Genomic DNA, 17,943 nt, shown 5'->3' on the forward strand with positions numbered 1-17,943 from the left:
GTTCCTACTTTCGCATGAATGACCGGCGGTTATCCCGGAAAGAACCGGGTTTCTTCCCGTGAATATATGGGCTGACGATCTCGTGGTAAAAAAACAGAAAAAGGGTTGGAAAACGTTGTACAGAAAGTGATAAGGATAAAAAGAAACCTGCCCATGAAGGCACATGATATTCGCGATGAGGTATTGTGCGGACTTCTCATTCTGCTATGGCAGGAGCTTACAGATGAGGCAGCGGAATATTTTTCGCAACACGGAGGAGAGCCTGGAGAAGCACACCGGGAGTCTGCAATTTACCACGGATCAGTTCCAAGGCTCAATCACCACTTTGACAGGAATCTCCTTTTCCTCACCGGCTGCCATCCGAACCGCCTGTTCCGCATCTTTGAGAGGAAAACGATGGGTAATCATTTCTTCAAAAGGGTATCGGGCCTGGCAGACCATTTTTATGGCAGCTCGGACAGATTGGAAATTCTGGGAATACGCGCCGAATATTTTTATCTCATTCAGCACCGCGTGATCCAGATTCAGTGTTGCCTTTTTGCCTTTGTAAATGCCGGGCAGCACGACTGTGGCTTTTTTCCCAGCCAGTGAGAGCGCAAGTTCGGCCCCGGCAGGATTTCCGCTGAGGTCCGTAACAACGTCAGCCAGTCTGCCATGGGTCTCATCAGAAATAACTTTCCAGGGATTCTCCTCATCCGCGTTTATCGTTCGGTGCGCTCCGAAACGTCTTGCCATGTCCAGCCTGTCCTTATCCCGTGAGAGGCCAATGACATAAATGGGGTTTGCTCCTGATTCCCTTGCCACAGCGGCTGCCGCGAGTCCCTGCTGGCCCGGGCCGATAATAGCCACCGTATCGCCGACGGATACACCGCCGATCCGCCTTAACCATCGGATGCCATTGCCCAGCACCGCACAAATGAGAACGCCGATCTCAGGTGAGATTTCATCGCCGATTTTATGAACTTTGGCCTGTGGGTGGATATAGAGATATTCACTGTATGCGCCAAACAAATGCGGCGATTCCAGGCATGAGATCATGGATCCGTAGAAATACTTGTTCTCGCATGTTGAATATGCGCCCGTGAGACAGGACTCGCACATTCCGCAGCCAAACGCATATTCAATGACCACACGGTCTCCTTCGGCAACTCCCAAGCGTTTCTGTGCGGTTTTTCCCATCTTGGCGACTCTTCCCACGATTTCATGCCCCATAATAAGAGGAAATGGCCGGGGACCGTGAGTGGGCACACCTCGATAAATTCCGGGATCCGAGCCGCAGACTCCCGCGAGTTCCACCTCAAGCAGACCGTCATTCTCGCCGATTTCCGGCAGATGAAATGTCTGCATCTCCATCTTACGGGGACCTGTGAGTACCATTGCCCGGGAAAATTTCTTCATCTTACCTCCTGATTATGATTTTCGCGCCTGTTGTCTGACTCAGGACTGTCGTGTCGTGGCTGGTAACGTAAAGAAAACACAAAAAAAGTCGCATCTGACGGCTCATTTTTGCGCTCCAAAGTTCGTAGTTCCGCCTTTAGGCGATGACACACCGCCTAAAGGCGGAATTACGAACTGATTTAAATTTGGGGAAATCCCTTATGTGAAAGCAGGTGGTATATGATAGCGGGAATACGCCGGCATAACCTCTCCTGCTTTGAACACCATTCTGGGTTCTAACAAAACTTCGCCGTGCAAAGTCTCGCCATTTGTACCGTCCCTGAAAATATAATTTCCTTTGGTCAGTTCCATCACCGTAATATCAGCAGTCATGCCGGGTTTTAAACTCCCGCGCTTTTTTTCCTCTCCCAGGGCTTTGGCCGGCTGAATGGTGGTCATCTCAATGACCTGATCCAGACTCAGCCCCAGGTGAATGAATTTGGACATCACCACCGCAAGCGACGGCGCTGATGATAAAACCGGTGAACAAAGATCCGTGCTGATGACTGTGGGAATCAGCCCTTTGGAAATGGCATGGCGGGCAACGGTGAAACTGAAATGGTTGAGTCCGTGGCTTGAATCAAGTATCACCCCACGTTTCCGGGCCGCCTCAAGTTCGGGATAAACCGTTCCGTCCGCTAAGATCATGCCGCCCGGCTCCCATGTAAGATAATGACTGAGAATATCTCCCTTCTCAAGCAGTGAAACTGCTGCACGCGAGAAATCATCCATCTTATCGTCGCTGACCCGGGGCCTGGTTTCGCCCACATGCATCATAAGGGGAAGATTGGCATCGCTCGCCAGTTTTTTCGCAAGCTCTATTCCTTTTATCCCGGGTCCGTGAGCCAGGGGTTCGACGGCCCTGACCTTAACGCCCCTGATAATATCCTTGTTCGCTGAGATCACGTCCCGGGCTTCTTCAATATCTGTATCGTTTTCAGTACGAATTTCAGGGAGTCTGATCAGCCCCGCGCTTGCCAGATTCAGAAAACACAAAATATCTGTGTTCGCGGGATTAACGATGAACAGACGCATGGCCTCGAAATTTGCTGATCCTGCGGTTCCCGCGTCACCTAAAAGAGTGACACCTGATTTTAATCCGATCTCCTCTTCCGGAACCCCGATACTGGCAAACCCTGCGGCCGGATGACAATGAAGGTCTATAAGCCCCGGAGTGATAATTTTGCCCTCCATATCAAACACCGTCATCATCTCCGTGTCAGAGACATCCTCTCCCACCGAGAGGATTTTTCCGTCACGGATCACTACGGAGCCTTTTTGGTGAATCTTTTGAGACGGATCAATAATCAGGCCATTTTTCAGGAGTATTTGCGATATGCCTTTGCACATTTTATAATTTCCTGTTGAACTGAAGCATCTCTCTTGTCAATTCTCAATTCTCAATTTAGTTGAAGCCTCTCTCTGACTTCGTCGGGTGTCGCGGGCTCTTTTTCCAAGAGGCGGAGAATGGTTACGGCTTTCTCCACCAATGGTTTGTTGCCGGAGGCTCGTCTATTCTTTTCCATGTACAGGTTATCCTCCAGCCCCACGCGTACATTTCCCCCCAGAAGTGCGGACTGAGTCATCATGGGAAATGAGGCTGCTCCGATACTGAAGGCTCCCCATATCGCATCCTGAGGCAGGGACTGTTTCATACTGATCATATTTTGCGGCGTTGCAGGCGCGCCCCATTTGATGCCCAGGCAGAGTTGAAAAAGGGGCGGCCCTTGAACGATTCCTGTTTTCAGAAGATGATTGGCGATTTCGATATCTCCCAAATCAAAAATCTCCATCTCAGGTTTGACACCGGCCTTTTGGATTTGTTCCGCCATTTGTTCCACATGCGGCAGGCAGTTGACAAACACATGGGAGCCGAAATTGACAGAACCGAGATCCAGGGAACATATCTCAGGCTTTAATCGCACCACATGATCAATGCGTTTTTGCGGCGAACATAAGGTGGACTCCGGCGCAAAGCCTACGGGTTCCTGATCATCCGGGGCAAAACGGGCCCCGGCTCCTGTGGTGAGGTTGAGAATCATGTCCGAGCGGTCCCGGATGCGCTGAACCACTTCTTCGTAAAGCTCAAAAGCCATGGACGGCCTCCCTGTGTCCACATCCCGGACATGAATGTGGGCAACAGATGCGCCGGCCTCATAAGCCTCAAGCGCGCTGTTGGCGATTTCCTCCGGTGTTATGGGAAGGGAAGAAACAGAGCGATCTCCGAATGAACCGGTGACCGCGGCCGTGATAACGATTTTATTTGAATTCATAAATGATGTTCCATTCTAAACTGAGCGATCAGTTTCCGATTTTCGCTTTCCGGATGTTATGAGGAAACAGCATCTTGTCTCTGACTCCGGAGTGCCAAACTTGCAGTTTGGCAAGATTTCACTCCGGAGTGCCGAACTTGCAGTTTGGCAAGATTTCACTCCGGCGTGCCAAACTTGCAGTTTGGCAAGATTTCACTCCGGCGTGCCAAACTTGCAGTTTGGCAAGATTTCACTCCGGCGTGCCGAACTTGCAGTTTGGCAAAATTTCACTCCGGCGTGCCGAACTTTCAGTTTGGCAAAATTTCACTCCGGAGTGCCAAACTTGAAGTTTGGCAAAATTTCACTCCGGAGTGCCAAACTTGCAGTTTGGCAAAATTTCACTCCGGAGTGCCAAACTTGCAGTTTGGCAAAATTTCACTCCGGAGTGCCAAACTTGCAGTTTGGCAAGATTTCACTCCGGCGTGCCAAACTTGCAGTTTGGCAAGATTTCACTCCGGCGTGCCAAACTTGCAGTTTGGCACTCCGGATAATCTTTTTCTTAAAGCCTATAAGAGCTGAAAAGTGATCGCTCATCTGTAAGATCAAATTTCCGGAATTTTCAGCACTTAGGCAGTCTTTATGGACATACTGAAATTATGTAAAGCCTCCCCCAAATCCTTTATAATCAGTCAATTATCAGTTATCTTCTTCATCAAGCTTAAAAAGCTTTCGTGTCATATCAAGATAAGCGGACTTATCCCCGTGACATTCGTTGCCATTCTTTAAAAAAAGCGTGGGATTATGGAGGATTTTATTGATAAGCGCATCCGTCATTCTGCTGATGGCCTGGCAGTCATGCTCTGGCAGATGACTTAAAGAATTCAGAGTTTTTTGCACCTCTGTTTTTGCAATGGCATCTATTTTGTTTCTTAGCGCAACAATGGTCGGCACCGCTTCCAGGCTCTCATGCCACTGATGATAACTGATCACAGCTTCATCAATGATTCTCTCGGCTTTGATCGCTTCCCTGTTGCGGTCCTCAATGTTTTCTTCGATCACGCCTTTTAAATCATCAATGTCATAAACATAAGCATTGGACAGCCGGTTGATTCCCGGGTCAATATCACGGGGAACGGCAATATCAATAAAAAAAAGCGGACGGTTTTTTCTGACACGCATACGCCCTTTTACCTGGTCATGTCTGATAACGTAGTCCGCGGCCCCTGTTGAACTGATGATAATATCCGCAAGTTTGAGATATTCTGTAATCTCTTCAAACCGGATGGCTTTGCCATTGAATTTTTTTGCAAGCCCCAGGCCGCGTTCAAAGGTTCTGTTGGCGACAAAGATATCACCGGCCCTGTTTCGGATCAGGTGTTCCACTGCAAGCTCGGCCATTTCGCCTGCCCCGATCAGCAGCACTTTTTTTCCTTCAAGCGTGCCGAAAATTTTACGTCCCAGTTCAATGGCCGCATAACTGATTGAAACCGCATGATCTCCGATGCCGGTTTCTGTCCTGACCCGTTTTGCCACAGAAAATGTTTTATGCAGCAGCCGGTTTAAAACAACACCGGATGTTTTGGTCAAAGTGGCCGTCCGATAAGCATCTTTTATCTGTCCCAGGATCTGAGGTTCTCCCACCATCATCGAATCCAGGCTGGACGCAACCCTGAAGAGATGCCTCACAGCTTCGTCCCCGTTATGGATGTAAAGGCTCCCTTCAAATTCATTAACAGGTATGTTCTTGAATTCGGAAATATAGGTTCTGGCTGCTTCCACGGCATCGGGGGCGCTCTCTGTCGTTATAAGAATTTCCACACGATTACAGGTCGAAAGAATAATGGATTCTATAATAGAGGGGTGTTCCTGAAAGGCTTGCAGTGCGACAGCAGTTTCATCTTTTGAGAACGCAAGGCATTCCCTGATTTCCACCGGCGCTGTTTTATGATTTAATCCCAATAATACAATATCGAACATAAGTCAGCTATTAGTTGTCAGTGGTCAGTGACCACTGTTTTTACCATTTTGTAAATTCTCCATGGTGCCCTTCCAAAAGAAAATTGACGCCAAAGAAAGTAAATAAAAGGACTGCAAATCCGATGATAGCCATAATTGCCGATTTGCGGCCCCGCCATCCCAACACAAGGCGTTCATGGAGCAAAACCGCATACAAAAGCCATGTGATGCCGGACCATACTTCTTTGGGATCCCAGCTCCATAATCTGCCCCAGACCAGTTTGGCATATACAAAACCGGTAATAAGCCCCAGCGAGAGCAGGGTGAAACCTGTCGCAATACAGGCATAGCCTGTGCTGTCAATCAGCTCCAGCGAAGGAAGACGTTTGAAAAAAAAACCATGATTTTTGTTTTTTATCGCATTTTCCTGAATAAGATACAGCACTCCGGCACCGCAGGCCAGGGCAAATGAGGCCTCGCCGATAAAAATAATCATCACATGAAGGATAAGCCAGAAACTGTTAAAGATATTTTTGACCTGTGACGGTTCCCTCGGCAACTGAGATGAAATGACTATCACAAGGGTTGCAAGCGGGGCAGCGTATATGCCAAGTACTTTCAGGTTGAATTTATACTGGACCATAAGAAAAACACCGGCAATGGTCCATCCGACCAGCAAAAGGGTTTCATGAAGATTATGAACAGGGAGAAGTCCTGATGTTGCAAATTCGTAACCAATGAACACTGAATGGCAGACGAAGCCGACTCCCAGCAGACAGAACCCTGATCTGTGCAGATAATTTTTCTGAAGAAAAAGGTATGAAAAATATGCTGCCGTACTTAGCATATAAAATAAAATCGTAAAAATAATGATAAGTTCCACTGATCATACTCTGTTTGCAGGTATGGAGATATATCCGATGACGGATAAATCTGTACTTACCCCACTTTTTTTGTTAGTGATTCAAATTCATATCCCTTGCCAAGAACCTGAACAAGCAGATGGTCTGTTTCTTCTTTTTTGCCGTCCCGAATCATTTCAAGCAGGCCCTTTTTTATCAGCTTTTCAAAAACAGGCTTATGGTCGTCGGGCGCGTGATGATCTTGTATTAAAAGTTTTTTCCGTATGGCTCCCATCAGATGAAGAAACTCAGCATATTCCTCTCCGAACTGTTTTTCAAGATCTTCCCGCAGTTTTTTCGCAAAAGCCGGACTTTTTCCGGAAGTGGAAATGGAAAGAATCAGATCTCCCTGGCTGACAACAGACGGAAGAATAAAATTACAGGCTTCGGGACGGTCAGCAATATTGCACAGTTTGTTCATCCGTTCCGCATCAACATGGATCCGCCAGTTCAATTCTTCTTTGTCTGTCGCGCCGATAACAAGGAACGTCCCGACAAGATCGGCTGTCTGGTAATGCCGTTTTTTTAATGTGATTGATTTGCTGTCGGCAAGTTCTATGAGTTTTTTTGTGGCCTCAGGGCTGACAACTGTCACCATGGCGCCGCACTCCAAAAGTGTCATCACTTTCCGAGTGCCCACTTTTCCGCCCCCCACCACCAGACATCTTCGACTTTGTACATCAAGGTTTACAGGGTAGTATTTCATATTGGTTCGATTCATTTTGTTATTTCATTGTTGCCTGCTGACCATCCGGCCTGCTGATGACCTTAAACCGTTCCGAGGGAATCATCAGCTTAACAAATGGTTATTTTCATCATATCCTCTGCCAAAGCCAACTGTCCGGTATAGGTTTTACGACATTCTTTTTCAATATCCGCGTGTTCACATTCAGGATAAAAATGGGTAAGCATCAGTCTTTTCACATTTGCCTGTGTCGCAATCTCACCGGCCAGACACGGTGTCAGATGCCCTCTGACCTTCAAGTTATCCGGCAGCGCGGATTCGCAAATAAAAAGTTCCGCATCCCGGGCCAGTTTTATAAGATTTTCGCTGAAATCCGTATCCCCGGAATAAACAACCGATATTCCGCCTGAACTGCTGATTTTGTAGGCAAGGCTTTCTTCGTTGTGTTCCACGGGAGCGGATTCCACTGTGAAATCATTAAATTTGTAGCGATCAAAAGCCCTGTTGTCAAGTTCGATAATCTTAAAAAATTCCGGATCAGGTTCTATCCAATGACCATAGACGTTTTTCAGTTTGTTATAAAATTGGAAAAATCCCTTTCCTGCCACAATGGTAAGTGAGGTTTTCCGCTGTTTTCCTCCGGAGTATTTGTTGGAAAACAAAAACGGGACCAGCTCACCTGAGTGGTCAGGATGAAAATGGCTGAGAAAAATAAAGGCAATATCAAAAATTGTGGTATCTGCTTTCAGAAGCTGTCTCATGGTTCCGGGGCCCACATCAAACAGCAGCTTTGTTTTGCCGATTTCCATCAGGGCAGCGCATGCGCTCCGTGTGAGCGAAGGAACGCAAGTGCCTGAGCCAAGTATGGTGACAGATATTTCCTTTTTCGTATCCAAACTCATCAATATTGTTTCTCTTTTTTTCCATCTGCCGGCAATGGCCTGACAGGCTGAAACAGCAGTTTCTGCTGAAAATATACGCTACAGATCAGTATCAGAAAAACAGCATATCAGCCAATGGTATGCACCACCTCGGAAGCCGGAACAAGCCGGACCTTTTTCCTGAGCAGCGGCAGCATCTCATGCAAAATCTGATAGGTCACCATATGGGGATGTCCTATTCCCACGGCCTCACCGTAATTATTGGCAACACGGATCAGGTGTTTTATTTGCCTGCGGATGACATCCGGATGCTGAATATGATCCAGAAACACATCTCTTTGTGCAAAAGGAACCTGTAATAAACGGGCTGAGGATTTACAAATGCTGTCCATTGTTGTGAAACTGTCAATAAAAAAAAGTCCTCTTTTCTTCAGCACAGATAAAATCTGATACATCTGATTTGAGACAGTGGTCATCCTGGATCCCATGTGATTATTGACACCTTTGATAAAAGGAACCGTGTTCAGGTTTTTTTCAAGCTGGCTCACGATCTGCTCCGGCGACATTGAGGTAAGCAGCGCTCCCGGTCCGGGGTCAACCACGGGATATTCCATGGGTTCCATGGGCAGATGGAGCATGATATCGTTTCCCTTTGCTCTGGCCATCCTGATAATTTTTTTCTGAAACGGGCTGTAAGGGAAAATGGAAAATGTGATGGCCGCGTCAAGATCAATAAATTTTTTAGCGATAACGCTGTCATATCCCATGTCATCTATGATAATAGCCACTTTGGGCAAAAGAGGACCTGGTTTGGGAATCCGTGTCCGGGGAACAACCGCCTCTTTGGGATAGATTTCAAATGTCGGCGTGTTGTGAGCCAAGGGTTCTTTTTTAGCATAAAATGAACAATGGGAAATATATCCCAGAAGAACAGCCAGCAACAGCAAAAGCGGCAATCCCGGGACAAACCTTTTAAAACAGGTTCTTAAAACAGGTTTTTTTTCTGTCCCTTCTTTTTTTTCAGCCATTTGAAATTATGAGTACTCATCATTTTTCAGCTAATAACCAAGTTCCGCCAAAATAATTCTGACGGGTAATATACCAGACCTGCGAGGTTTTGAAAACCTCGCAGATCATCGAAAACAACTCATCAGAGTCAGTACGATCACGCACTAATAACGACTTTCCTTGAAAATACCATAACCGACCAGTATCTCAAGCGCACGCATAATCTGGTTGTCTTCCTGAAGTCCTTCGATGTTAAGAGGCCCATACCTGTAGTCAGTTTTACGCTTCTTTGACTTCTTTTTACCCCCGTCCTCTTTATCATCAGGTTCAGATTCTGTCCCCTCTGTTTCTTCCTCCTCAGGATATGCTTCAAGATGGTTTTTGAGATCTTTTTCTTTCAGCAGGCCATCTTCCTCCTCGCCATTTTCCTCCTCTTCTATGAACCTGGTTTTTACTTCAATATCAGGCTCAATGCCCTGGGCCTGGATAGAACGTTCATTGGGGGTGTAATATCTGGCAATTGTGAATTTAAGGCCATAGCCATCCCGTAAGGTTTCCACCGTCTGGACAGAGCCTTTGCCAAAAGAGGTTGTTCCGAGTATGACGGCCCGCTTATGATCCTGCAACGCGCCGGCAACAATCTCTGATGCGCTGGCACTTCCGCCGTTAATCAGGGTGACAATGGGATAATTGCGTTTGTGTCTGTCGCGACGTGCCTTAAAAACCTTTGTATGTTTTTTCAGCCTGCCTTTGATAGAAACAATGGTTCCCTTTTCAAGAAAAAGGTCCGAAACCCGGATGGCCTGGTTAAGCAGCCCGCCCGGATTGTCCCGAAGATCAAGAATAAGCCCTTTTAACGGGGTATTCCCTGACTCAAGTTTATCCAAAGCTGCTTTGAGGTCTTCAGCTGTGTTTTCCTGGAAATTGGTAATTCGGACATACCCGTATCCGGGTTTTAACACAAGATGCTTCACACTTTCAATGGGAATATTATCCCGAATCAGATTGAAATCTATGGGTTTGGCCTCTCCTTTCCGAACAATGGTGATGGTCACCGGCTCTCCTTCGGGGCCTCTCATCTTCTTCACAGCTTCCCACAGCATCATATCCTTGGTTGACTCACCATCCACCTTGATAATAATATCCCCGGCCTGGACCCCTGCTTTGTAGGCAGGTGTTCCCTCAATGGGCGAAATGACTGTAAGAACCCCCTTTTGCATGGTGATGACAATGCCGATGCCGCCAAATTCACCTTTGGTATCAATCTGCAATTCTTCAAAGGCTTCCGGCGGAAGCAACTGGGAATGGGGATCAAGGCTGCTGACCATTCCCTGGACCGCCTTTTGTATCAGCTCTTTTGTGTCAACCGGGTCAACATAATTTTTTTCAACCAGTTCAATCACGTCGGAAAATATTTTAAGGCCCTTGTAAGTCTCATCATCGGCCGAAAGATCGCGGTAAAAGCCTGACCCTACGGTACAAAATAATACGGCAATTCCCACCACCAGCCAAAGCCTGAAATGTTGTCTTTTTTTTCGAACCATCCTGTTTCTCCTTGTATTTATTGAATATTGAATATCTGAAATTGAAAACTGACGCTTCAGAAGACAAACTTATATCTTAGCCTGTTCATTGTCAATTGTCAATGCTTCCTTACGCATTGCTCATCCTTTTTTAAGCCATTTCATAGGATCTATTGCTTTTCCGTAATGGCGCACTTCAAAATGCAATCCGGCCCCTTTTACAGAACCTGTGTCTCCCACAGTGGCGATCACCTCCCCTGTTTCTGCATGGTCTCCCTCTTTTTTAAAAATATCTTCGATATGCGCGTAAAGGGTGTAATAATGATCTCCGTGATCAATGATGATCATGTTGCCGTATCCTTTAAGCCAGCCGGAATAAATGACCTCTCCCTCACATACCGCCTGAACAGGCTTTCCTTTTTCTGACTGAATGTCAATCCCTTTTTGAAAATTCTTCACATTAAACTCAGGATGTTTGTACGGGCCGAAAAAAGAAATGATCTTGCCGTTAACAGGCATTTTTAGTGAGCCTTTGAAAGAAGGGAATTTTCCCGATGAGATGGTCTGGGATGGTCTGATTTTGTCTGGTTTTTTTAATCGCCGAGTTTTCCGAACCAGCAGACGTTGAATTTTCTGGTCCAGGTCCTTTGCAGATGCTTTTAAAGACTTAATGGAAGCCAGTGTCAGTGATTTTTTTTCACGGATATTCGCAAGGAGTTTTGAGCGTTCGGCTTTTTTACGGGACATTATACGGACTTGTTTCTGATGAGCAGCTTCAAGAGAGAGCTTTTCTTTTTTCTGGGCGTTCAGATGGTCCAGCACATGCTGAAGGTCGGCTTTGTCTTCTGCAAGCGTTTCCAACAGATGCTTATCATACGCAAGAATCCGTTCCAGGCTTGTTTTGCGTTGAAAAAAGTCAGTTACGGAATTTGCGGACGCGAGCAGATGGATTTTGCCCAGATAGCTGAGTTTATAAAGGGCAGTCACGCGCCGGGATGCGTAATCTTCCCTGATTCTAATTTGTTCCATAAGCTTCCGGGAGGCCTCTGTGGTCTTATTTATTTTGTTTTCCAATCCGGTCAGTTCGGATTGAAGCGAGCGAGCCTGTTTTCTGGCTTTGTTAATGGCCACCCCGGTTTTATTCAGGCTGTTTATGATGGCATTCTCTTTTTGGGCAATCTTTTCTATTTCAGCTTTGTTCTTTTCTATTTTACGATCTATTTCATGGGCTTGTTTTTTGAAGCTTTCGATTTTAATATCTGTCTGAGATCCGAAAGTTCCGACACCGTAAAAAAATATCCCGACAAAAATTATAAAGTTAAAAATTGTGATTCTTTTCAAAAACGATAGCCCTCCTTCGATAAGGGATTTTCCAAAAAAATAAAATACCTGAAATCTCGATGTTCAAGTTTTTTTCTGTCATTCCTGCGAAAGCAGGAATCCGCTGCTTCCGGAAGCGCGGCCTCTGCCCAAAACGGATTCCTGCTTTCGCAGGAATGACAGGCTTTTTAGTCGAACCGGGTCAAAAAACTTGAACATCGAGTGAAATGCGGCAGGGGGCGCGGCATTTTCCATAAGTTCCCGAATCGGATATATTATTTATTCGGAGTTCCCTGACATCATAATTTTAAAAACTGTCTGAGAGAGAGGTGACATCCCACCCATCCGACAAACATGCTCCCCGCGAGTATACCGATGCAAATCTCAGGGGAAAGAAACCGGATTTGAAAATCTGAAATGGGAAATCCGAAATTAGGGTTCATTTCCAATTTCCAGCCCCAGATATCCACTATCCAATCTCCGATGACAAACTTAAAACCAATAAATAGCACGCCAAGACCGATCATGCCGCCCACGCTTCCCTGTATCAGGCTCTGAATATAAAAAGGGTCTTTGATAAAACTCTCAGAAGCCCCGACCAGACGCATGATTTCAATTTCCTCATGTCTTGAATAAAGCACAAGCCGGATGGTGTTTGCCACAAAAAACACCGTTGCCATGAAAAACAGGCAACTCATTGCATAACCGGTCAATCTGAATAGGTTGAAAATATTTATAAATTTTCCAAGCCATTTCTGACCGTATTCCACTTCTGCCACTGACGGGAGTGATTGGATTTGTTGTGCCAGGGCCTCAAATTTTTCCCAGTTTCGGATAACGGTTCTGCCGTGTATTTCAAATGCATTTGGCAGGGGATTTTCATTCAGATTGTCAATCAGGGAGGCCTGCTCCTTCATCTGGATTCTGAGTAATTCCAGGGCATCTTCTTTTGAAATGAACCGGACATCCCGAACCCCTTCTGTTCTCTGAATTTTCTGTTTTATCTCTGAAATTTTTTCATCCGGAATATCTGGTTCAAGGTATGCCATTATCCGTATGCCTTTTGTCCAAAAATTTATGACTGCGTTTGCATTAATAAAAAAAAGCGCAAACGCGCCAATGATCAGCACAGACAGCGCAATGGAAATAATGGTCACAGTATTCAGGAATCTGTTTGCCAGGATATCTTGTATGGCTCTTTTAAAAAAACGCAGCATCAGATCAACTCAGCTTGGGAATGATTGTGGACATTTTCAGACGTCCCTGTTCAAGAAGGACCACCCGCCCCCCTGTTCTGCGGATAAGTTCTGTATCGTGAGTTGCGATAATTACGGTGGCTCCCCGGGTATGAAGTCCTTTGAGAAGATCAAAAATAATGCGGGCGGATTCAGCGTCCAGACTGCCGGTAGGCTCATCAGCGAGTATTATTCCGGGATTACCTGCAATGGCTCTCGCAACTGCCACGCGTTGCTGCTCGCCACCGGACAGTCCCGGGGGGAAGGCTTTCAGCTTTTCTTCCATGCCCACCGCTCTCAGCACACTTTTCACCTTTTTTTGGATCAGCCGCTTTTTTGTGCCTACCGCTTCCGCTACAAGCGCAATATTATCAAAGATATTTTTGGTGGGAATAAGCTTGTAATTCTGAAAGATGACCCCGAATTTTCGCCTTAAAAAAGGTATCTGCCTTCGGGAAATCCTTGACAGACTTCTTCCGCCCACGAGAATCTGACCCTCTGACGCAGGCTCTCCCAAGTAAAGCAGCTTTAACAACGTTGTTTTTCCTGCTCCTGTGGGACCGGTGATAAAGAGAAATTCATTTTCAGAAATATCAAGGTTGATGTCAATTAAAGCGTTTTTTGACGCATAACGCTTGTAAACATGAAACATCCGAATAATAAAGCCGCTGTCATCATTGAATTTCAATCGGATTTTTACTCCTCAACAGTCCGGACATTATCGGAAATCAGCAGCCACCTCCGGAGTGCCAAACTTGCAGTTTGGCAATCATCCACATCACATCCGGAGTGCCAAACTTGCGGTTTGGCACTTCTTATTTTCGATTTTAGCTGTAAATTTATTTCCGATGACATCTTCTTAAACGAATTGGTTAAGAAAATATTATTATCTGTTTTGTTCTGATTCAGACTGTTTTAAAAAAAATAAAATTAATTTGTTATGATCAAAACGGGCATGACCTGTCAGTCACAACGAACCATGAAAGCCGAGGCAGAGGACAAATTACAAATTGCAAATCACAAATCACCGATGACTTTCATATAAACTCCCATGTCCTGCCGGTCACAACGAAGTATGAAAGTTTTGCAGTTTTTTCTAACACTTAACACTTAACACCTGACACTTTCATATAAACGGCCATGAACTGCCGGTCACAACGAACGATGAAAGTTTTACAGTTTTTCCTGACACTTAACACTTAACACCTGACACTTTCATATAAACGGCCATGATCTGACGGTCACAAAGAGGCATGAAAGTTTCTGCAAAAAACCGCTTCGCTTAATTTTTGCACTCCGGACTTTCATATAAACGGCCATGAGCTGCCGGTCACAACGAACGATGAAAGTTTTATAATTTTTCCTAACACTTAACACTTAACACCTGACACTCTCATATAAAAATAATAGCACCCTTCTGCTGAAAAAGCAAGTCTGTGGGAACTGCCTGGGAAAGAATCAGCAGATGGGAAATATTTTGTAAAAGTCCTGAAAAGGCGTACTTATACAGCCCGGGGCAAGCCCCCGGATCAGGGTGCAAAAAAACGCCACTGCCGCAGTTATGGATATAAGCTATATAACGCTCTGAATCAGTTTGATAAATATGGGACAATATCCGAATTTGGAACACTGCCGAAATATAAAATTTATAATCGGAACGTTTCACTTTTCACTTCCACAGGAGATTCACACATCGGCGGAGGGAGTATCTGAAAGAAAAAGGAATGCCCGATTTTCCCTCAGAACACTCTGACAGGCATAAACCCATAAAAAGTGTTTTAATTATCAGATGATTCAGGGGAATCGGGCATTATTTTTTTTTATAAACCAGTACCCGTTCCGAAAAGGGCGGGCAACTCATCTCTTAATCAAAGCAATCAATATCAGGGGAAAAAGATACAGTTTTCATTATTTGTAGAAACCAGCGCCGACAAACACATCATCATTCACTTTCAGGACATAGCTGATTTTCTGTGATGGTTTTTCTTCACCAGGTTTGGTCCACATATAATCAACCCATCCGGAGCCTTTTTCTTTGGCAAGACTGGCGAATTCCTTACAAAATTCCTTACCGACTTTATCCTTTATGGTGATGAGGTTTTTGCCGCGTAAAGACTCATTCATGGGATGTCCCAGCATGGTACCGTCCATTTTCTGCACAAAAACATAAGTCACATCTGAAACATAGGCTGCATCTTTAGCATTGACTTTCGCAACTACGCCGTCAAGTCCGTCTTTCAGGATCGCTGCTTTGACTGCCTCACATTTTGCGATACATTCCGCCTTTGAGGCTGCCTCATCAGCAAAGGCATTTCCGACAATACAAAGGCCAAACAGCACTGCCAAGGCCACTATCATAAGTTTTTTCATATTATTCTCCTTTGAATATTGATACTTATACGGCAAACGAAACAAATTCGTTGTTCCGCATCTGATTAGCTGACTCGCTATGATTAACCTCCTTCCCCTTTGATCAGCCTGATTGCATTAAGAGATTAAGCTCCTGCTTCTTTTATCACATATTTTAATGAATGCAAGAAAATAATAAAAACATTCCGAATGTGGCGTGATAATCAACAACTTATTAGTATTGTTATATATAATTATTTTATAATAAAATCAACGGACCGTTTGGTATTAAAAATTATCTGAAAAACTGTAAAATTTTTGTTTTGTACACACTCGATATTCAAATTTTTTCTGTCATTCCGTTCGACTGATTTCACGCCGAAGCCTGCAAAAACAGGTACCCACAGCTCCCGGAATCGCCGCATCGGCCAAAAACGGATTCCTGCTTTCGCAGGAATGACAAATTTTTTGTTCAAATCAGGTCAAAAAACCTGATCATCGGGCGAATCAGTGTCTGTCTCCCCCGAATAAACCAAAAAAAGTTTATGACTAAGTGTTTTTTATTGATTTGTCTGATATAGTTATTATAAGAAAATAAGGCAGTCTTCATTTGCCAGTTCACACTTTACGGCAACCATTTTTATAAATTTTTCCATAAGCCGGAAAAAGTGTAAACTGCTTTTCAGATTCTGTGAAGGGTGTCCATTTTTTTACCATAAAAATACATTCTGAAAAGTCGGGTTTTTTATCTGAAAATATTTTTATGACCAGGAGGCGAAAAACCCGGCTTTTTCATCAGTGTTTATTGTTATCTATTGATATTTGAGTAGTGTCTCAAATCCGGATATTCCACCATATGTACCAAGCTGATTCGGGGGGGTCATATGGCTCATATTCAGAACGGGAACACTGCCGGAGGAGTTTAAATGTTTGATTTCACGGTTCATCAGGAAGTGACTTGTGTGGCAAAAGGGGAGGGGCAGTTTTTTTCCAAGCTGGGATCCATGGTGGCCTATCAGGGGGAGTTTAAGGCGGAAAAGATTTTGTTAGGCCCGAACCAGGGGGTTTTGGATTCTGTGATAGGGTTTGCAAAAAGAAAGCTTACCGGAGAAAATATGCCTCTGATGAAGGTGAGCGGCCGCGGTATATATTACATGGCAGACCGCGCACAACATGTGAGTGTGATCACCCTTCAGCCGGGACAGAGTATCGGGGTTGAGAGTGAAAATCTGCTTTCATTTACAGAGGATTGCAAATATAGTGTCCGTTTCATCGGCGTCGGGGTTGTATCGCAAAAAGGTTTGTTTACCTCGGAACTTACCGCGCGGGGGGAAAAGCCCCAGGTCGCGGTGACCACGGACGGAAATCCCATTATTCTGGAAACGCCGTGTGCTGTTGATCCGGACGCTGTTGTATGCTGGACCGGCCGGGATCCCAATTTCAAAACCGACATAAGCTGGAAAACTTTTCTCGGACAGTCATCCGGTGAATCTTATTATCTTGAATTTACCGACCCTGGTGAAATTGTCATTGTCCAGCCGTCTGAAAGGGAATCCGGTGTAAGTCTCAGTATTGATTAAAATTTGAGGGGAAACAAATCATGGGTTTGGTGATAGATACAGGGAAACGTACATCCCAGCCCCGTAAATACGGCAATCTGGCTGTTGATACGGGAGATGTGACAATACATACGGGCAATATTGTTCTGGGAGACCCGCTTCCTGATACTCGGCAAAACAGAGAAGAGCCGGAGGGGACAAATGTTCCCATACCTGACATAAAACGTAAAAAACCAGATGATATAACAGATACAGCCGGTTCCCTTGAGATGAAAATGGGACAGAAAATCAGCCTGAATCAGAAAGCTTCGGACATTTCAAGACTGATCATAGGGCTGGAATGGGAACTGAATAACACTGGAAATCAGGATATTGCTCTGGATGTGTCCATTTTTATGGTTGACTCGGCCAATAAAACAGAAGAGGATAATTTTATTTTTTACAACAACCCCGCGAGCCGGTGCGGGGCCATAAGCCTCGGGAGTGATCATCATATCGGGATAAAGGAATGCTATGATGAAGTTGTACAGCTTGATCTGAACCGGGCACCGTCTCATATTCAGACATTGGCGGTGACAGTGACCATTGACGAGGCTGATGAAAGAGGCCAGAACTTCGGACAGGTCTCAAATGCGTATTTGAAGATCATTGATGCGAATACCCGGAAAGAACTTCTCTTTTACAATTTTGCGGAACACTTATCTGCTGAAACCGCAATTGTCGTAACAGAAATCTATCGGTATAAAGATGAATGGAAAATCAATGCCATCGGACGAGGGTTCAAGGGAGGACTGGCAGCGTTGTGTGATAATTACGGAATTGAAACAGAGTAAGCA

General features: G+C 45.1%; 17 protein-coding genes. 3 read left to right on the plus strand and 14 right to left on the minus strand.

All coding sequences use genetic code 11. From position 1 onward, the window contains the following. Positions 1-300 precede the first annotated feature (300 nt). The 3 genes from dnm_RS27545 to dnm_RS27555 all read right to left on the minus strand — a co-directional run bounded on the left by dnm_RS27545 (position 301) and on the right by dnm_RS27555 (position 3,710). Positions 301-1,398 (minus strand): zinc-dependent alcohol dehydrogenase, encoded by a 1,098-nt coding sequence (locus dnm_RS27545; protein ID WP_207680088.1) that lies wholly within the window; start codon positions 1,396-1,398, stop codon positions 301-303. Positions 1,399-1,596: 198 nt separating this feature from the next. Beyond that, entirely contained in the window at positions 1,597-2,787 is a 1,191-nt protein-coding gene (locus dnm_RS27550; RefSeq protein WP_207680089.1) for an amidohydrolase family protein, read from the minus strand. A gap of 50 nt (positions 2,788-2,837) precedes the next feature. Beyond that, the gene (locus dnm_RS27555; RefSeq protein ID WP_207680090.1) at positions 2,838-3,710 is read right to left on the minus strand and encodes a beta-keto acid cleavage family enzyme; all 873 of its coding nucleotides are present in this window, start codon (positions 3,708-3,710) and stop codon (positions 2,838-2,840) included. Positions 3,711-3,854: 144 nt separating this feature from the next. On the opposite strand from dnm_RS27555, the gene dnm_RS27560 reads away from it, so the two are divergent. Then, positions 3,855-4,268 (plus strand): hypothetical protein, encoded by a 414-nt coding sequence (locus tag dnm_RS27560; RefSeq protein WP_207680091.1) that lies wholly within the window; start codon positions 3,855-3,857, stop codon positions 4,266-4,268. A gap of 117 nt (positions 4,269-4,385) precedes the next feature. On the opposite strand, the gene hemA is transcribed toward dnm_RS27560, so the two are convergent. From hemA to dnm_RS27610, 11 genes are all read right to left on the minus strand, one after another. Next, entirely contained in the window at positions 4,386-5,666 is a 1,281-nt protein-coding gene (gene hemA / locus dnm_RS27565; protein ID WP_207680092.1) for a glutamyl-tRNA reductase, read from the minus strand. Between the two features lie 40 nt (positions 5,667-5,706). Next, positions 5,707-6,528: a c-type cytochrome biogenesis protein CcsB gene (gene ccsB, locus dnm_RS27570; RefSeq protein WP_246556116.1), complete on the minus strand. Its 822-nt coding sequence runs from the start codon at positions 6,526-6,528 to the stop codon at positions 5,707-5,709. A gap of 56 nt (positions 6,529-6,584) precedes the next feature. After that, a complete protein-coding gene (locus dnm_RS27575; protein WP_246556118.1) occupies positions 6,585-7,268 on the minus strand; it encodes a precorrin-2 dehydrogenase/sirohydrochlorin ferrochelatase family protein in 684 nt (227 codons plus the stop codon). 74 nt (positions 7,269-7,342) lie between these two features. After that, positions 7,343-8,134, minus strand: coding sequence for an MBL fold metallo-hydrolase (locus dnm_RS27580; protein ID WP_207680093.1), 792 nt, complete (start codon positions 8,132-8,134; stop codon positions 7,343-7,345). Positions 8,135-8,241: 107 nt separating this feature from the next. Next, positions 8,242-9,141, minus strand: a complete 900-nt coding sequence (locus dnm_RS27585; RefSeq protein ID WP_207680094.1) for a divergent polysaccharide deacetylase family protein — start codon at positions 9,139-9,141, stop codon at positions 8,242-8,244. Positions 9,142-9,160: 19 nt separating this feature from the next. Beyond that, entirely contained in the window at positions 9,161-9,286 is a 126-nt protein-coding gene (locus tag dnm_RS31420; protein WP_276571832.1) for a hypothetical protein, read from the minus strand. Beyond that, a complete protein-coding gene (locus dnm_RS27590) occupies positions 9,286-10,665 on the minus strand; it encodes a S41 family peptidase (protein ID WP_207680095.1) in 1,380 nt (459 codons plus the stop codon). The genes dnm_RS31420 and dnm_RS27590 overlap by 1 nt, the downstream gene beginning before the upstream one ends. A 120-nt stretch (positions 10,666-10,785) precedes the next feature. Further along, on the minus strand, positions 10,786-11,985 hold the full coding sequence (locus dnm_RS27595; protein WP_207680096.1) for a murein hydrolase activator EnvC family protein: 1,200 nt from the start codon (positions 11,983-11,985) through the stop codon (positions 10,786-10,788). Positions 11,986-12,263: 278 nt separating this feature from the next. Beyond that, positions 12,264-13,181: a cell division protein FtsX gene (locus tag dnm_RS27600; RefSeq protein WP_207680097.1), complete on the minus strand. Its 918-nt coding sequence runs from the start codon at positions 13,179-13,181 to the stop codon at positions 12,264-12,266. A gap of 4 nt (positions 13,182-13,185) precedes the next feature. Then, positions 13,186-13,887 carry a cell division ATP-binding protein FtsE gene (locus dnm_RS27605; RefSeq protein ID WP_246556120.1) on the minus strand — a complete coding sequence of 234 codons (702 nt, stop codon included), beginning with the start codon at positions 13,885-13,887 and terminating at the stop codon, positions 13,186-13,188. A gap of 1,220 nt (positions 13,888-15,107) precedes the next feature. Then, complete coding sequence (locus dnm_RS27610) at positions 15,108-15,569, minus strand: cache domain-containing protein (RefSeq protein WP_207680098.1); 462 nt, start codon at positions 15,567-15,569, stop codon at positions 15,108-15,110. 905 nt (positions 15,570-16,474) lie between these two features. Here dnm_RS27610 and dnm_RS27615 point away from each other — a divergent pair. Next, positions 16,475-17,128: an AIM24 family protein gene (locus dnm_RS27615; RefSeq protein WP_207680099.1), complete on the plus strand. Its 654-nt coding sequence runs from the start codon at positions 16,475-16,477 to the stop codon at positions 17,126-17,128. A 20-nt stretch (positions 17,129-17,148) separates the two neighbouring features. Beyond that, positions 17,149-17,940, plus strand: a complete 792-nt coding sequence (locus dnm_RS27620; RefSeq protein ID WP_207680100.1) for a TerD family protein — start codon at positions 17,149-17,151, stop codon at positions 17,938-17,940. Positions 17,941-17,943 lie beyond the last annotated feature (3 nt).

Origin of the sequence: Desulfonema magnum, from assembly GCF_017377395.1 — a bacterium.
Taxonomy (GTDB): Bacteria; Desulfobacterota; Desulfobacteria; order Desulfobacterales; family 4be13; genus Desulfonema_C; species Desulfonema_C magnum.